Source organism: Sphingomonas sp. (assembly GCF_035490575.1).
Taxonomy (GTDB): Bacteria; Pseudomonadota; Alphaproteobacteria; order Sphingomonadales; family Sphingomonadaceae; genus Sphingomonas.
This window is the reverse complement of the sequence record NZ_DATJLI010000136.1, coordinates 1-2,623: the sequence shown is the minus strand read 5'-3', so window position 1 is coordinate 2,623 and position 2,623 is coordinate 1. Positions and strand designations below refer to the sequence as shown.

Here is a 2,623-nt window from a genome sequence, read left to right as displayed (position 1 = left end):
GCGGGGTAGGCGCGCACGCCCGCCTTATCGGTCACGCGGAACGTATTGGCAACGCTGCCGCGCTCAACGCGCGGGGCGCACGCGCCAGATTACATTGCCCACATCGTCCGCGACCAACAGCGCGCCGGTCCTGTCGCCGGTAACGCCCACGGGTCGCCCCTGTGCCCGTCCCTTGCTGTCGAGGAAGCCGGTCAGCACCTCGACCGGCAGGGCGCCCGTCGGGAAGCCGTTTTCGGCGAAGGGGACGAACAGCACCTTGTATCCGGCGGGCGGCTCCCGATTCCACGACCCGTGCTGGCCGATGAAGGCGCCGCGCCCGAAGCGGTCGCCCAAACGGATATCCTCGGCAAAGCTCAGCCCCAGCGATGCGGTGTGCGGACCCAGCGCATAATCGGGGCGGCGGGTATATTCGCGCAGTTCCAGCCGCTGCGGCTCGACTCGCTTGTCGGTGTATCCGCCCCAGTAATTCCAGGGCCAGCCATAAAATCCGCCAAACTCCACCCGCGTCAGATAATCGGGCGGCACGTCGGACCCGATCATGTCGCGTTCGTTGACGACCGTCCACAGCGACTGGTCGACCGGGTTGATCCCCATGCCGACCGGGTTGCGAAGGCCCGCAGCATAGACGCGGTAACGCTTCTGGTCGGGAAACACCTCAAGAATGGACGCGCGGTTGCGTTCACGGTCCATGCCGTTCTCGCCGATGTTCGAATCCGAACCGACCGCGACGAACAGGCTGTTGCCGTTCGGATTGGCGATGACGTTGCGCGTCCAGTGATTACCGGCGGCGGGCAGGTCGACGATCTTCTCGCCCTTCGCCTCGATCCGGGTCTGGCCGACCCTGAACGGGAAACGGACCAGCGCGTCGGTATTGCCGACATACAGCCAGTCGCCCATCAGCGCCATGCCGAAGGGCGAGTTCAGGCCCGACAACAGCACCGAACGGCCCTCCGCCCGGCCATCGCCATCGGCGTCGCGAAGCAGGGTGATGCGGTTCGCCGACGGCACGCCCGCGCCGGCGCGGCCCATCAGGAAATTCTGCACCCGCTTGACGATGCCACCGCCATCGCGCGGGGGCGAGTTGGTCTCAGCCACCAGCACATCGCCATTGGGCAGGCGATACATCCAGCGCGGATGGTCGAGACCGGTGGCGAACGCATCCACCGCAAGGCCAGCGGCGGGCGTGGGCTTTGCGCCGTTCTGCCAGCCGATCGGCTCGGCAATCTGGATCGTCGGGAAATACTGGCGGCGCGGGGCGGTGATCCTCGGCGTTTTGCCCATCACCTGCTCGATCGGAAGCTGCGCCTTGTCGGGACGCGTCATCCAGAAAAAGACCCCCGCTCCCACGGCGACGATCAGGCCCAGCACGATCAGGATATGTTTCCGCATGATGCTTGAGATAGCGTCTCGGCGCAAAAGCGAAAGGGTGATGCGGTTCGGCGTCGCGATATGCGGAGGGAACCGGGCGCCACGCTCGGCGCTTGATGGCGCATGAGAACGCTCCTGCTTGCGATGACGGCGCTTGCGCTCCCCCTGACGGCGTGCGGCGGCGCGCCCGAACGGCCCGCAAACGACATGGCCTCAGCCGCGCCCGGCAATATCGCGACCAGCATGGGCGGCGACGTGGCGGCGGTTCCCGGCGCTCTGCCGACCACCGCGCCGCCAACCGCTGCACCGGCGACCCCCGCCCCGGCGACGCCGATCCCGCAGGGCCCCAAAAGCTGCGCGGCCGAGATCGGTGAGGCCGCCGCCGCCCGATTGGCCGAGCAATGCCGCATGGTATCCCCCGCCACGCGGCCGCCCTGCAATGCCGCGAACAGTTGCGCGATGATCCGCGACGAGATCGCGCGAAGCTGCGACCTGTTCCGCGACGATCCGCCCGCCGAATGCGGCAACGCGTCGGAGGGGGAGCGCGCCGCCGATGTCGTCCGCCGCTATTATGATGCGATAAACGCGCGCGATTACTCGGTCGCCTATGCCCAATGGAGCGGTCGGGGCGCGGCAAGCGGCAAATCCTATGACGCCTTCGCCGCCGGCTTCGCCGATACGCGAAGCGTCACGGTGACGGCGCGCGAACCCGCCGATGTCGAGGGCGGGGCGGGATCGCTCTATGCCGAGGTGCCGGTCACGGTCGATGCCGCGCTGGCCGACGGCAAGCGACAGCGCTTTACCGGCGCCTATGTCATCCGACGCGTCAACGATGTCGACGGGGCAAGCACCGATCAGCGGCGCTGGCACATCGATTCGGCAAAGCTGACCCCGGCCTGACGCCTATTCCTCAGGCGCGTCTTCGCGCGGCGGATGCAGCCGCAGCCGCGCGACGCGCCGCGAATCGGCTTCCAGGATTTCGAGCAGCCAGCCGCTGGGGTGCGGCAGACAGGCACCCGCCTGCGGCACATGGCCCGCCAGCACAAAGGCCAGGCCGCCCAGCGTCTCGATATCCTCTTCGACTTCGGCAAGTCGGGGGTCGACCAGTCGCGCGACCTGTTCCAGTTCGGCGCGCGCATCGGCTTCCCAGGCGCCGTCGTCCAGCGCCACGATCAGTTCGTGCGGCGCCTCGTCATGCTCGTCCTCGATCGAGCCGACGATCTCTTCGACCAGATCCTCAATCGTGATGAGACCC

General features: G+C 67.7%; 3 protein-coding genes. 1 reads left to right on the top strand and 2 read right to left on the bottom strand.

The genetic code is table 11. From position 1 onward, the window contains the following. Positions 1 to 63 precede the first annotated feature (63 nt). Positions 64 to 1,389, bottom strand: coding sequence for a PQQ-dependent sugar dehydrogenase (locus VL973_RS10165; protein ID WP_325283906.1), 1,326 nt, complete (start codon positions 1,387 to 1,389; stop codon positions 64 to 66). Between the two features lie 102 nt (positions 1,390 to 1,491). Between VL973_RS10165 and VL973_RS10160 the strand changes: the two genes are divergently transcribed. Then, positions 1,492 to 2,268, top strand: a complete 777-nt coding sequence (locus VL973_RS10160; RefSeq protein ID WP_325283905.1) for a hypothetical protein — start codon at positions 1,492 to 1,494, stop codon at positions 2,266 to 2,268. A 3-nt stretch (positions 2,269 to 2,271) separates the two neighbouring features. Here VL973_RS10160 and VL973_RS10155 read toward each other — a convergent pair. Beyond that, positions 2,272 to 2,623: transporter associated domain-containing protein (locus VL973_RS10155; RefSeq protein ID WP_325283904.1), on the bottom strand; the 352-nt coding region annotated here is incomplete at its 5' end.